This window comes from Staphylococcus sp. ACRSN, from assembly GCF_022346615.1.
Taxonomy (GTDB): Bacteria; Bacillota; Bacilli; order Staphylococcales; family Staphylococcaceae; genus Staphylococcus.
The window spans coordinates 35931-49486 of sequence record NZ_JAKRNS010000003.1 but is presented as its reverse complement, the minus strand read 5'-3'; the positions used below and the strand labels follow the sequence as shown (position 1 = coordinate 49486).

The 13556-nt window shown below is 29.7% G+C and carries 15 protein-coding genes, 1 pseudogene and 1 riboswitch; of the genes and pseudogenes, 6 read left to right on the top strand and 10 right to left on the bottom strand.

Annotated elements, in window-relative coordinates:
• Positions 1–5: 5 nt before the first annotated feature.
• Both ribD and MHZ36_RS03765 read right to left on the bottom strand, forming a co-directional pair.
• Positions 6–1049: a bifunctional diaminohydroxyphosphoribosylaminopyrimidine deaminase/5-amino-6-(5-phosphoribosylamino)uracil reductase RibD gene (gene ribD / locus MHZ36_RS03770; RefSeq protein WP_239229708.1), complete on the bottom strand. Its 1044-nt coding sequence runs from the start codon at positions 1047–1049 to the stop codon at positions 6–8.
• A 164-nt stretch (positions 1050–1213) separates the two neighbouring features.
• Positions 1214–1345, bottom strand: a riboswitch (FMN riboswitch).
• Positions 1346–1599: 254 nt separating this feature from the next.
• On the bottom strand, positions 1600–3060 hold the full coding sequence (locus MHZ36_RS03765; protein WP_239229706.1) for an FAD/NAD(P)-binding protein: 1461 nt from the start codon (positions 3058–3060) through the stop codon (positions 1600–1602).
• 175 nt (positions 3061–3235) lie between these two features.
• Between MHZ36_RS03765 and MHZ36_RS03760 the strand changes: the two genes are divergently transcribed.
• Complete coding sequence (locus MHZ36_RS03760) at positions 3236–4162, top strand: osmoprotectant ABC transporter substrate-binding protein (protein ID WP_239229705.1); 927 nt, start codon at positions 3236–3238, stop codon at positions 4160–4162.
• 218 nt (positions 4163–4380) lie between these two features.
• Here the strand turns inward: MHZ36_RS03760 and MHZ36_RS03755 are convergent.
• The 3 genes and pseudogenes from MHZ36_RS03755 to MHZ36_RS03745 form a co-directional block, all read right to left on the bottom strand.
• Positions 4381–4623: pseudogene (locus MHZ36_RS03755) on the bottom strand (IS5/IS1182 family transposase); the annotation flags it as partial.
• Between the two features lie 264 nt (positions 4624–4887).
• Positions 4888–5742, bottom strand: a complete 855-nt coding sequence (gene sagB, locus MHZ36_RS03750) for a peptidoglycan release complex glucosaminidase SagB (protein WP_239229704.1) — start codon at positions 5740–5742, stop codon at positions 4888–4890.
• 166 nt (positions 5743–5908) lie between these two features.
• Entirely contained in the window at positions 5909–6130 is a 222-nt protein-coding gene (locus MHZ36_RS03745; RefSeq protein WP_239229703.1) for a hypothetical protein, read from the bottom strand.
• Between the two features lie 204 nt (positions 6131–6334).
• Here MHZ36_RS03745 and MHZ36_RS03740 point away from each other — a divergent pair, with 204 nt between their 5' ends.
• Together MHZ36_RS03740 and MHZ36_RS03735 are read left to right on the top strand one after the other, a co-directional pair.
• Positions 6335–6814: a sigma-70 family RNA polymerase sigma factor gene (locus MHZ36_RS03740; protein ID WP_343237199.1), complete on the top strand. Its 480-nt coding sequence runs from the start codon at positions 6335–6337 to the stop codon at positions 6812–6814.
• A gap of 15 nt (positions 6815–6829) precedes the next feature.
• Positions 6830–7252, top strand: coding sequence for a competence protein ComK (locus MHZ36_RS03735; protein ID WP_239229702.1), 423 nt, complete (start codon positions 6830–6832; stop codon positions 7250–7252).
• Positions 7253–7260: 8 nt separating this feature from the next.
• Here MHZ36_RS03735 and MHZ36_RS03730 read toward each other — a convergent pair whose 3' ends face one another.
• Together MHZ36_RS03730 and MHZ36_RS03725 are read right to left on the bottom strand one after the other, a co-directional pair.
• Positions 7261–7710 carry a hypothetical protein gene (locus tag MHZ36_RS03730; RefSeq protein ID WP_239229701.1) on the bottom strand — a complete coding sequence of 150 codons (450 nt, stop codon included), beginning with the start codon at positions 7708–7710 and terminating at the stop codon, positions 7261–7263.
• A 293-nt stretch (positions 7711–8003) separates the two neighbouring features.
• Positions 8004–8717 carry a transaldolase gene (locus tag MHZ36_RS03725; protein WP_239229700.1) on the bottom strand — a complete coding sequence of 238 codons (714 nt, stop codon included), beginning with the start codon at positions 8715–8717 and terminating at the stop codon, positions 8004–8006.
• Positions 8718–9003: 286 nt separating this feature from the next.
• Between MHZ36_RS03725 and MHZ36_RS03720 the strand changes: the two genes are divergently transcribed.
• The 3 genes from MHZ36_RS03720 (at position 9004) to MHZ36_RS03710 (ending at position 10092) form a co-directional block, all read left to right on the top strand.
• A complete protein-coding gene (locus MHZ36_RS03720; RefSeq protein WP_239229699.1) occupies positions 9004–9309 on the top strand; it encodes a hypothetical protein in 306 nt (101 codons plus the stop codon).
• Between the two features lie 64 nt (positions 9310–9373).
• Positions 9374–9739 carry a fluoride efflux transporter CrcB gene (gene crcB, locus MHZ36_RS03715; protein ID WP_239229698.1) on the top strand — a complete coding sequence of 122 codons (366 nt, stop codon included), beginning with the start codon at positions 9374–9376 and terminating at the stop codon, positions 9737–9739.
• Entirely contained in the window at positions 9736–10092 is a 357-nt protein-coding gene (locus MHZ36_RS03710; RefSeq protein ID WP_239229697.1) for a fluoride efflux transporter FluC, read from the top strand. The genes crcB and MHZ36_RS03710 overlap by 4 nt, the downstream gene beginning before the upstream one ends.
• Positions 10093–10182: 90 nt before the next feature.
• Here MHZ36_RS03710 and MHZ36_RS03705 read toward each other — a convergent pair whose 3' ends face one another.
• From MHZ36_RS03705 to metK, 3 genes are all read right to left on the bottom strand, one after another.
• Complete coding sequence (locus MHZ36_RS03705) at positions 10183–11019, bottom strand: aldo/keto reductase (RefSeq protein ID WP_275432136.1); 837 nt, start codon at positions 11017–11019, stop codon at positions 10183–10185.
• A gap of 267 nt (positions 11020–11286) precedes the next feature.
• Positions 11287–12207, bottom strand: a complete 921-nt coding sequence (locus MHZ36_RS03700; protein ID WP_239229695.1) for an NERD domain-containing protein — start codon at positions 12205–12207, stop codon at positions 11287–11289.
• A 91-nt stretch (positions 12208–12298) separates the two neighbouring features.
• Positions 12299–13495, bottom strand: coding sequence for a methionine adenosyltransferase (gene metK, locus MHZ36_RS03695; RefSeq protein ID WP_239229693.1), 1197 nt, complete (start codon positions 13493–13495; stop codon positions 12299–12301).
• Between the last annotated feature and the right edge of the window lie 61 nt (positions 13496–13556).

The following is a 13556-nucleotide window of genomic DNA, read 5'->3' as shown; positions in this document are numbered from 1 at the left end:
TGATTTCACTTCTTTCGCAATTCTAATTTAATATTTTGCTCAAGCATATCGGAATTAACAACTTCAAATTGTGGTACTTCGGCCAATTCCACCACTGTTTCGGTATGGAAAAATTGATTACGACCTGAACCACCTATTAATTTCGGGGCATAATATATGATGAGTTCATTTATATAATTTGATTGTAAGAATAAAGAAGTTACAGTCGGACCAGCTTCCACTAGTAATCGACCAATACCTTTTTCATACAAATCTTCTAAAATATTTTTAATTGAACAGTCTGTTAATGCTATAACAGTTACTCGATCAATATTACTAACTAAATTGTCATTTTCTGTATAAATCCAAATCTGTTCAGATGGATGGTTAAACATATCTAAATCGAAGTTAATTTGACCAGATTTAGATAATATTACTCGTATTGGATTTCTTCCTTGTTCTATACGTGTTGTATATTGAGGATTATCAGCTTCAAGTGTGCCTTTACCTGTCAAAACTGCATCGTGTTGATGTCGTAATTTAAATACATCTTGTTTAACTGATTTATTTGTTATCCATTTACTTTCACCCATATCAGTTGCTTGTTTACCATCTAAACTACATGATACTTTGACAGTAACTTGCGGTATCGCTTCATTTTTGGCAATAAAGAAATCTTTATATAACGCCTCAGCTTCATTGTGTGGTCTGAATTCTACTTCAATACCATGACTATTTAAAATTTCATCCCCATTTGAAGGTAATGTTGTATCTTTAACAGCATATACTACTTTCTTCAAACCATGTTCAATGATTTTATTCACACATGGTGGTGTTGAACCAAAATGTGTACATGGTTCTAAGGAAATATAAATTGTACCGCCTTTGGCTGCATCTTTCGCCATATCTAAAGCTTGCACTTCAGCATGTTTATCACCTTTTTTCAAATGAGCACCTAATCCTACAATACGTCCACGGTTTACAACAACAGCTCCAACAGGTGGATTTAAACCAGTTTGTCCATCTACCATTTTCGCTAATTCAATAGCATAATTTAAATATTGACTCAATATAATCACCTCTAAAAAATAAAAAAACACCTGAAATAAATAAATTTCAGGTGTGGGATTTATGCGTTATAACATTATATACTTAGTTTTAAATACACTTATCCAATTAATGATATAAGTGAATGCTAAATAAACACTAATTTTAGTGCCTTTATAGTTATACGTTATTCTTTCTCCCATCCAGACTTTACTGTCGGCTCTAGATTTTCACTAGATCAGCTACATTTGATTACAAATGTAGGTCGCAGGCTTAATTTACTGCCGGTTGGGAATTTCACCCTGCCCCGAAAGAATATATGAAATTGTAAATTGATGTTTGAGTCAAGTAACCTTAATTAAGTTACAAGAATATAATACTACAATCATTTAGAAATAACAATTCTTATTACTTAAGTCGGTTTTATTTTTTATTATTTTTTCTTTTTAAACCTTTAATAAATCCTTTCGCAACAACGTTTCCCTCTATTTATATGATAAAGAGAATTTATTTGAAATTTTATACTTTCATTTATTAAATTAAAGTATAGTATCGGTTAATTTTTATCTTGAATTATTTTTCTAACAGTCTATTTACGATGTCTGTTGCTTGTTTAACAATCATTGTCACACCGTTTCTTGATTGGTTTATACCATTTGTTAATTGACCTAATGCAAACATGTTATCTAGCGTACCATATCTCGGACTAATGACTTGATTCGTTTCTGCAATTATTTGTATACCACCTAAAGGGTGTGCTTGTACTACCTGTCTATTCTCCATATTTACAACTAGTTGATCATCACTATCTAAATCTTTCAGTTGTGTTTTAGATCCAGTCGCGTTTATTACTATATCAAACGTATCAAGTGTCTGATTTTCAAACACAAAATGATACTTATTATTTTCATAGTTAACATTTTCTAAACCATCACGTATTTGTACTAATCCTTGTTCTATATATTCAATCAATAATTTTGCTGTTCTCGGTGGCATAGGATTAGAATTTGCTTTAAGAATTGGCTGATATTTTTGTAAAAATACTTTTTGATCATTTCTATTAAAACTATTCCAAATCCAATTTAAATTTTCTTTAATTAATTCTAATATGCTTTGAAATTTTCCTAATGTTTCAGAATGTTCAAGATCATATTTTAAATCTTCGATTGGATTTCCTTTTTTTCTATTTACCAAGTTCTCCACAGGCAATTCGAACAACGCACATTCTTTTAAAAATAAAGCTATTGCATCATCTAATGGAACATTACCAAAATTTTTCTCTTTAATTTTATTAAATCGCTCTGGCGTTATATATTTAAATGTAATATCAGGCATTTCACCTCTTACACTTGGTAAATGTCCTTTTCTACTAGTTACTACTATAGGAAAATTATTATGATGGTCAGTAACATACCTTATAACATCTAAACTCGCTAATCCTGTTCCCATAATGGCAATTTGATCTGTGTCTTTAACATTATTTAATGTATTATACGTTGGATAAGGTGTATGAATATAACCTGGAGTACCTTTCAATTGATAAGGATCATGATAAGATAAAGTACCTATCGTTAAAAAGACAACGTCATATGATTTACATCGCTCCATATCATAAGATGTACAAACATGGTATGTCACATCTGTTTGACCTATCTTTGATTCAATAAACACTTCAGAAACTGCCTCTTTAATTAATGTTACATTTCTATTTCTGTTATTAATTTCATCTAAATACGCCTTCATGTAATGTCCAAAGATAAATCTCGGTAAGTATTCTGGATTTGAAAATTTAAATGTAGATTGCTGTTGGTACCAATCTACAAATTCATGTCTATTTTCCAAATTCAACGACATTTGAGCTGCCGGTAAATTGATAAGTAATTGGTCACTATCATTTTGAAAAGGCACACCTTGCCCCATATTTATCGGATTATCATATGCATCAATATGCATTTCTTGAAATTTATCTGATTTTGCTAACTCCTTTAAAACGGTGACACCGGCAGTTCCCATTCCTATTATTGCTATTTTCATAATTACCTCCACCTCATCTAATAATTATATATATTATATCAATCAACTGAATGTAATTACATTTTATTGTATTGCAAATAATGAAAAGACTAAGTTACTCAATTTACCCAAATGTGTTAATCTTAAATTAATAACTAATTTAATTTTTGATATTTTAAATTCAAAGGGGAAAATCATGAATTTTACTAAATATATTTTAATTTTATCTATTGCTTGCACTGTTTTTCTTTCAAGCTGTGCCTTGCCAGGATTAGGTGGTAGTCAAACAAATAAAACTGTGAAAATTTCAGCGTTAGCCACAAGTGAATCTCAAATTATGGCGTATATGTTGAAAGAACTTATTGAGCATGATACTAAAGGAAAAATTAATGGTTCGATAATTAACAATTTAGGTTCAGCTACAATCCAACATAATGCATTGCTTAAAGGTGATGCTGATATATCAAGCACCCGTTATACTGGGACCGACTTAACTGGTGTATTAAAGCAAAAGCCCATCACAAACTCAAACAAAGCGATGCAACTGACACAACATGGTTTTGACAAAAAATTTAACCAGACATTTTTCAACTCTTATGGTTTTGAAAATACATTTGCCTTTATGGTCACAAAAGAAACAGCAAAAAAATATAATTTACATAATGTATCTGATTTAAAAAAAGTGAAGAATCAAGTGAAAGTAGGTACTGATACAACGTGGATCAAACGCGGTGGTGATGGTTACGCGCCATTCAAATCACATTATGGTTTTGGGTTCAACAACCTTAAGCCAATGCAAATCGGGTTAGTTTACGATGCTTTAAAAAATAAAAAGTTAGATGTTGCTTTAGGTTACACTACAGATGGCAGAATAGCAGCATATGATTTAGTCGTATTAAAAGACGATAAAAATTTCTTTCCACCTTATGATGCCAGTGCAGTTGCACCAAATAAACTGTTAAATAAACATCCAGAAATCAAACATACAATTCATAAATTAGATAATAAAATAAATACAAAAGAGATGCAAAAACTGAATTATGAGGCAGATGGCGAAGGTAAAGAACCAGCAGTCGTTGCACAGGATTTCTTAAAACAGCATAATTATTTTGATAAAAAATAGATTTCCATTTATTATTTGTATATTACAGAACTTAATTTATCATTTATAGATTTAAGGAGTGAGAATATGAAATTAACCTTAAAAGTTTTTATTTCTTCATTGATGTTATTTTTATTAATTAGTCAGAAAAACAAAGCGCAGTAATGTTTTAATCTAAATTTCCAATACAAACCCAGACTACAAACTACTACCCTTATTTCATTCGATAAAGAAGCGTCTTAAGCATAAGCATCTCTGATTAAAGAATAAACGTCAATTTCTATTGAAATTATATAGAACTTGACGTTTTCTTTGTTTTTATAAGATTTTGTAGCTTGGTGAGCTACTATTTTTCTAATGTTTAGTGACATTAAGATAAAACCGAGTTCTCGTTTAACCTTATTTATCCCTAGAATAGACATACGAATGACACTCAAAATAGCCTTCATAAATCCAAAAACTGATTCTACGTCAATTTTTCTTTAAATCTAGTTTTTTAGTTTCTGGTTAAGAAAGGAGCTTATTTTTTTGAATAACAAACGATATATTGTACCGATTTTGTACTGTGCTGACGCCTAGGGGAATCGTATGAGTGAGAGACTACAGGCTCGAACCATACCCCAGGCAAGCATGCACGGTCAAAATCGTAAGATTTTATATCAAAAGAGGACTAATCCATAAAGGATTAGCCCTCTTTTTTTAAGATTGGGTATTTATGCCCCTGACTCATTTTGTTTGAATATTAATTATTTATTTTTGTGTTTATTATCATCTTTGTACACAAAATATTTAAAGTATTTTCCTTCTGTTTTCATATCTTTATAGAAGTTTGCCATAATGCTTGCATTACTTTCTGCCCATTTGATATCTGTAGCATACTGATGTTCACCCGGATTTTTAGGGTTCCATCTCATGCTATATAATGTATTTTGATTTTTATTAGATAAAAAGTGACCATGAATGAAATCTGCGCCGCCACTAATTGCTTTTTCTGGCGTATCCCAACCATGCTTTTTAGCATATTCTGAACCCGTTTTGATTGGATCTTCATCTAATGCACCAACACCAAAGAAGTTATAATATTTCTTGCCATCTATTTCAACACCACTTGCTAATTCACTTTTCGCAGAGCCTGTTTCTAATAGTGCATGTGAAATCAAGTAAACCTCGTTTACATGTTTTTCTTTCGCAGCATTAATAAATGCATTTGTATGTTTTAATAATGTTGGATTATCAAATAACATACGTTTAATTCTATTTTTATCTATTCCTTGATAGCGATCTAATTCTAAAAATTGATATTTTTGAGTATCACTATCTATAAATTTATTACTATCCATAGCATCTTTTATTTCAGTTGATGATGCATCTCTCCATGTTTTATTATCTTTACTAGAGATTTGTTGACTCGTATAATTATCAATTTGTTTTTTAGATGCTTTATCTAATGTCACTTTAAGATTTTCAACACTTTCTTGCTTATTAACAGATTTGAAAAATATTTGATCTGAAATCATTGAAAAAACAATGACTGCAGCCACGCCTAACACTATCAACAATCCTACTATTGATAACAAAGACCCTTTTTTATGCTTCGTCATGTTCACACCTCATAGGTAATAATTAAAAATTTAGCCCTATCATCGTGCAAAAACCAAATAAGTTAAGGCTATCCGATATTAGATTTTAACACTATTTAGTTGAACAGACAATTTAATACATAGGTTGTTACATATTCATAAAAAAAGTAATGAAATTTTAATTTCATTACTCTTGACTTTTATATTCCATCATTATAAAACTCATTGCTTGTGATCTATTTTTATAAAAATATCTGTTAAGATCAATTGTTCCCTCAATTTCACCATCTCGATATTTCATTTCTTTAGTTACATTATTAATCATTACAAAATCTGATTTATCCTTTATCGTATCTAAATCATTATGCTTTGCAAAAAAATGCTCTAAATTCAAATGTGCGTAGTCCATATAAACCTCCTGAAAATAGTCCGAAGATAACATTATACTAAAAATGCAGTATATTTAAGTTGAATACGCTTTAATGTCATTAAACTTAAACTTTATCTATCTATGACTACTATTTAACACCTATTATTACAATTTAGCAAATGAAAATTTTTGTTTTTTTTAATAAAATGATTACATCCGGAAATAACAGTTATATATATAACTATGGAGCAAAATATCATGAATGAATCAAAACTTACTCAGTATAATTATATTATATCTACATTGTTAAATAAGTACCATATAAAGTACAATTATGATGAATTTTCACAACTATTATCTATTCGAATGTGGGAATTACTCCGTGATTATAATCCCAATTACCATGTCCCCTTAATATCCTACCTTTATACACGATTACAATTTTATCTTATAGACCTTTTTCGTTCACTTAAAACGTTCCAACCTCTTGAATCCGATTTGTTAGAATTACCCAACCAAAGCCTATCTATATCTCCTGAACAAAACTTACTATACAAATCATTTCTTTCAAGCTTAACACATAAAGAACTGAATTGGTTAGAACTCAAACTGGCTGGATATAAACAAAAAGAGTTAGCAAAATTATTAAATTGTTCCATTTCAACTTTGAAAACCTATCAAAAAAATATCAAATTTAAATATTTAACTTACTATACCAAATAAAGAGGTTATTAAAACATGAAAATGAATACAAAATTATTATATTTCAAAACATATATTACTTCTCAAATATATACTGCTTGTCATTTTTCGAATTACTATGTTCTTTATCCTACTACAATGGATAAAGCCTTAAATTACATCTTTGAAATACAACATTTATCATTAAACCTTCAAATAAAACAAGCTAAACAAACACTTAAAATACGGAAATTTTTGCCATTGTATATCAATAATGAATTGATTTTATTTCCATTAAATTCTAAAAGAGCACCCATTCAATATTATATTAATGCAATGGCAATCATTGGTTTAAAATCATTACAATATAATACTATTATTTATTTTGAAAATAACACGTGCATAGAAGTCAAAGTTCCATATACTTTTGTATATAAAAAATGGCAAGAAAGTATATCACTTTCCCACCATTCTATTTAATACGTTATTTACAAATCTTTATTATGTTTATATTCTAACAATTTTTTAGTAAAATATGCAGTCACTTGCTTAATGGTATACAAACACAAAATAATCAATAAAATTGATCCTATTAAAGTCAAGATCACTACTGTATTGGATAGATGAACTTCTGGCTTAATAAAGTATTGAACAGAAGATAGACTTGCAAGAAAGCCAAACAAAAACAATCCTAATAATATAATATAAGTTATTAAAATACCAATTAACATCATGAATAAATATGATGTTGATGTAATTTTCTCTTTAAAAATATGTTCTTTTAAAAATTGATTTGAAAATGCTATCGGACGATTCAATTCACCTGTTGCTTCACTTTCTATACTTGAATTTAAAACCGAATCTAATTTCTCTTTTTCTTTTTTATTTAAAAACCACAATTGTTTTTTTACTTTTTGTTTAAAAATATTTACTTTCATTCTTTGTACTCCTTTAGCACCCTTACCTAACTCTTATCTACAGTTCCTCATTAATATAAAGCTACAATCATTAATTATATATTAAATATTACATTTGCATAGTATAATTTCAAAAATTATAAAAACAGACGTTTTAAAGTCCAATCATTTCACTCATTTATCAACTTACATTTTAAATTATATGATATGGATAGATAGGTTAAAAGAAGCATCATTTAATAACACTTACAAAATTGAGCATAAATACAAACATAAAAAACCCCTATAAACATTGAGTTTATAGGGGAACTTGATTATAAAATTGATAAACCTGAAGATTGAATATCTTTAGCGAAGCCTTTAACTGTATCTACAGATAGTTCTTCGATATCTCTTCCAAGGTTCGTATTAACTTTTTTCACTACGTCTGCTGGACATGTAATAATGTCTGCACCAATTTCGTCAGCTTGGATAACGTTAATCACTTCACGACAACTTGCCCATAATAATTTCACACCATCTTTACTGTGTGTAATTTCTGCTGACTCTTTCATTAATGGAAGTGGATCTACACCTGTATCTGCAATTCTACCAGCGAATACAGAAACATAAGTAGGTACACCCTCTGTAACAGCTTCAGTAATTTCTTTTACTTGATCTAAAGTATAAACAGCAGTTACATTTAAACGTACATTATCTGCTGATAATTTTTTAATTAGAGAAATTGTTGATTCACCTTTAGTGTTTACAACTGGAATTTTAACAAAAACATTTTCACCATATTGTTTTAAAATTTCAGCTTCTTTCTCCATTGTTTCTAAGTCATCTGCAAATACTTCAAATGAAATAGAAGCATCTGGAATTTCACGTACAGCTTCTTCAGCAAATGCTTTATAGTCTGTTACGCCTGCTTTTGCCATTAAACTTGGATTAGTCGTAAAACCGTCCACTTGTTTATTTTTATAAGCAGCTTTCATTTCTTCAATATCTGCACCATCTGCAAACACTTCAACATTTAATTTTGCCATTAAAAATTCCTCCTGACTAAAATAAATAATTCTATAAAGAATTATTTTTATAACGGTTATTAACCATTCAACTCATTTATACCACCAATTATGATGAAATTCTAATTTTTTGCTTGAATTGTCAAAATTTTTTGAGTAAATAATACCTATTTTGGCTAACAACTTAGCTTAATAACAGTTTATTTCGTTCTTTTAAAAAGGCATGCTTTTGTTTTAATTGTAAATTTAGTTAATTTTATGTAAAAATATGGTATTATTATTAGATGAATTGCACTAGGAGGTAAATATGGCACGTTCAAAACTTTATTTTTATTTATCTAGTTTATTGATTATTATTAGTTTTTATTTTAATACTAGAAACCCTCTACTAAATATGCACTTTAATTCTATAATTAAACTTATTTTTGTTTGTAGTATTATAAACGCTATTATTTTAATAATTTCAATTATTTTTGCAGATAAATCCATAAAACATTTACACGAAGATTCAGATTGGATTAGAAAAGCAAGTAAGATATTACCATTTATTATATTAATCGTGATAATCATACACATCTTGTCTTCTCTTTCAACATTCGGTATTATTTTCTAAATTATACTACAAAAGGTAAAATACTTTTGTAGTATTTTATTTTTGGAAAGGATGTGTGAAACTATTGCAATATCTTTATATATTTCTTGGTGGTGCGTTTGGTGCATTATTAAGATATTGGATTTCTTTTTTAAACCCAGAACATGGCTTTCCTATTGGCACATTTATAGCAAATATCATTGGTTCTTTCCTAATGGGCTTGCTAGGAAGTTTAGCAATACGATATTTTGCAAATAATGCTTTGTTAAAAAAAGGACTTACCACTGGCTTTATTGGCGCATTTACAACATTTTCTACATTTCAATTTGAACTAATAAAAATGTTAGAACATCATCTGTATCTTTTGCTATTATTGTATGCTGTCACATCTTATTTAGTTGGTATAATTGTATGCTATATAGGTATAAAATTGGGGGAAAATATAACATGATAACTATTTTCTTAATAATGTTTGGTGGAGGCGTAGGTGCGGTAATTAGAGGTTTCCTCACAAACTATTTCACACATAACTTCAACTCAAAATTACCAATTGCAACGCCTATCGTTAATATCATTGGTAGTTTATTAATTGGTTGTATAATGGGGATGTCAATACATACAGAATGGGTAAATCCATTCTTTGTCATAGGCGTATTAGGCGGCTTAACAACATTTTCTACATTATCTTCTGAATTAGTACACATTTTAAGAAATGAGTATGCTTTCATACGATTTTTTGTCTATTCAATCATACAATATCTTGGTTCGTTAATTGCATGTTTGCTCGGATACAATTTAGTTTAGTCTGTTAATAATTAAAACATTTCTATCAATCACATACATAAAAAAATGCCCCTACACTAGTAAAAAAATAACTAGTGTAGGGGCATTGATTTATTCTCCAGTAACTTCTAGCGGATTCGGTCCAATTCTTTTGTCTTCATTTAAATTATCTAATTGCTCAATTTGTGAATCAGATAATTTAAAGTCAAACACATTTAAATTCTCTTCAATTCTTGAAGGTGTAACGGATTTAGGAATGACAACAACACCATGCTCTATATTCCATCGAATTACAACTTGCGCAGCAGATTTACCAACTTCTTTAGCTACTGCTTTTACAGTTTCATCTTCTAAAATTTGCGCATTCATTAAAGGAGACCATGATTCAGCATGAATATTTTGTACTTCTAAATAACTTCTTAATTTTTCTTGTAATAGGTATGGATGGAATTCAACCTGATTAATTACAGGTTTGATTGAAACTTGTGCTAATAACGCATCTAAATGATTAGGTTCAAAGTTACTTACTCCAATATTTTTAACTTTGTCATTTTTGTATAAATCTTCCATCCCTTTCCAAGTATCAATCATTAAGGCTTCGTCAGTGCCAGGCCAATGCATTAAATATAAATCAAGGTAATCTAAACCTAATTTTTTAATACTTGTCTCATAAGCTTGAGCTACATTACTTCTACCATAATCTGTTAACCATAATTTCGAAGTTATAAATAATTCACTACGGTCAATTCCAGTAGATTCTAAAGCTTCCGCAATACCCTCGCCTACTTTTTCTTCATTTTCGTAAATCATTGCTGTATCTATGTGTCTATAACCATTTTCAATCGCATGTTTTACTGCCTCTTTACATTGATCACTGTTATCCACTCTAAATGTTCCTAAACCTAAAATTGGCATTTCATTTCCATTATAAAATTTAATATTTTCCAATTTAATTCACCCTTTTTGTTTTACTTACTTAATATCATATACAATATCTAAGATAAGTTAAATTAATACATCTTGTAATTTGATATATTTATAAATATGCTTTGTTTTGTGTCTATATAACTTTAGATTTACACGAAAAAACAATATTTTAAACTTAAATTTTACATTAACCAAACAAAACGGCGATTTCTATTTACTATCAAAAGAAATCGCCGTATATAAGCTTATTATTATATTCTATTTTCAAGCCGCTTTCAGTAAGTACATTTAATTAAATGATTCAATTTCATCCATAATACGCTGTAAATCTTCAACTGTATATTGAATTCGACCATGGAAAACAAATTTATTAAAGAATTCATCTAATTGTTCAGGTCCAACTAGGACCTTAGAATTTGAACTTTGAGCATAGTTGGTAATCGTCACTGCACCTTCATTTTTCGGATTAAAGTACAGAATTGTAGTTGGAGTAAACTTAAGATTTAATTCAGTTTGAATATCTCCAGCAAGTTTTTCAATTTCATTTATATGCTCTGTATAATTTACAAAATTCAATGATTTTTTGTCATCATTTTGATCGAGTACTAAAGTTTGTGCTTTTTGTTTATCAAGATCTAAAGTTTCAAATACTTGTTCAATTACTGGTTGATCTTTAAATTGATTTGCACTAATACCGTTATAAACATGACCCTTTAACAATTGTGAATCAATGATATATAATCCAGTTCGCGTTAATACTAAATGACTAATATGCTGAACGTCGCTAAATTCATTTCTAGGTAAAAAGATATTTGCCATAATGTGCATGTCTTCTGGTCTTATTCTCTTTTCGTTAACTAATCGTTCACGTATACCTATTAATCGCATATCTGTTACATATTCACTATGATTTTTAGAGAATAGCTTTAATGCATCAATTTCTCTGTCTTTAGTACTAACCGCAGCATCATACTCTTCTTTTTGTTTTGTTACTGTTTTTTTATTTTCAATACGTTCTTTTTCTAATTCTTCTTCATGTGATTCTTTTAATTTTTGTTCTTTCGATTGATATTGTTCTTCAACCTTTTTTTGTGCCTTCTTCTTACTGTTTAAAGCAGCAATAAATAATATTAAACAAATAACTGCTACGATAATTGCTACGATAATTGCCACGATTAAACCAATTTCTAAAGGTCCCAATGAGTTCATAACAATAACGCTCCTTTATGTGTTCGCTAACTTAATTATAATGGAAATCGCCTGTTTATTCGAGTGTAAACTCTACACTGACATTAAATTATTATGCCTGAACAGAATCTTTCAGCAAGTTGACTTTATCAAGCTTTTCCCAAGGTAACAATACATCGGTACGTCCAAAGTGACCATATGCTGCTGTTTGTTTGTATATTGGATGTTTAAGGTCAAGCATTTTAATAATACCTGCTGGTCTTAAATCGAAATGTGTTCTAACTGCTTCGACTAATACACTTTCACTTACTTTGCCAGTATTAAATGTGTCAATTGAAATTGATACTGGTTCTGCAACACCTATAGCATAAGCAAGTTGTACTTCACATTTTTCAGCTAAACCTGCTGCAACGATATTTTTTGCTACATAACGTGCTGCGTATGCAGCTGAACGATCCACTTTTGTTGGATCCTTACCACTGAAACAACCACCGCCATGTCGTGCATAACCACCATACGTATCTACAATAATTTTACGTCCAGTTAAACCAGCATCACCCTGAGGTCCACCAATAACAAAACGTCCAGTAGGATTAATGTAAAACTTCGTATTATCATCTAATAAATCTTTTTGTACTGTAGGATAAATGACATGTTCTTTAACATCATTTTGAATTTGGTCCAATTCAATATCTTCAGCATGTTGTGTTGAAACAACAATTGTATCGATGCGACTTGGCTCATCATTTTCATCATATTCAACTGTAACTTGAACTTTACCATCTGGTCTAAGATAGTTTAAAATACCATCCTTTCTGACATCTGATAACCTTTTAGCTAATTGATGTGATAAGAAAATTGGTAATGGCATATACGTATCTGTTTCATTTGTAGCATATCCGAACATTAATCCTTGATCACCTGCACCTGTGGATTCAATCTCAGCCTCTGTTAAGTCATCTCGATATTCTAATGCAGTATCCACACCTTGAGCAATATCTGGTGACTGTTCATCAATTGCAGTTAACACCGCCATCGTTTGGCTATCGTAGCCAAATTTCGCGCGTGTATAACCAATTTCTTTGATTGTTTCTCTCACTACTTTAGGGATATCAACATAAGTCGTTGTTGATATTTCTCCTGAAATCAAAGCCATACCAGTTGTAACTGTTGTCTCACAAGCTACTCTAGCATTTGGATCATCTTTAAGTATCTCATCTAATATTGCATCCGAAACCTGGTCAGCAATTTTATCTGGATGTCCTTCTGTAACAGATTCTGAAGTGAATAATCTTCTATTGTAAGTCATAATTTGCTCCTTTAGTTTTAAATTACGAATATTCTCTATACTGTTGAGCTCATTAAAAAAG